1 protein-coding gene is annotated in these 395 nt (G+C 68.6%); it reads right to left on the bottom strand.

Annotated features, from left to right (window positions below):
• On the bottom strand, positions 1–395 hold a 395-nt coding region (locus ACWDA7_RS52780), incomplete at both ends, for a Mu transposase C-terminal domain-containing protein (protein ID WP_450615337.1).

The following is a 395-nucleotide window of genomic DNA, read 5'->3' as shown; positions in this document are numbered from 1 at the left end:
CGCGGAGCCGATGAGGGCGTCGTAATTGATGACGGGGCCGAGCTGCTGGTCGTGGGCTTGGGTGATCAGGCCGAGGTAGTTGATGCCGGTGGCCGGCGCAGGCTCGACGGGGAGTTCAGGACGGGCCTTGGGGTGTGCATGGCGGGTGATGGTGTGCGGGATGGCGGTGCCGAACGCGCGGCCGTCGTGGCGTACTTCGATGCCGTCGAGGTCGAAGGGGTCGAAGACCAGCTCGACCTTGCGGCCGGCCAGGGCGGGTTCGACTTGGTAGGTGTTGCCGTGCAGGCTGACCAGGGCGGTCTTGGTCACGGTGCGGAATTCCGACCACAAGAACGCCTCTTTCAGGGCGTCGGGGTGCGGCAGGCGGGGAGGGCCCGCGGCCAGGAACCGCTGCA

The sequence above is a fragment of the Streptomyces sp. NPDC001156 genome, assembly GCF_053598275.1.
Note: the sequence above shows the minus strand (reverse complement) of the source record. Positions and strands in the feature narration are given on the sequence as shown.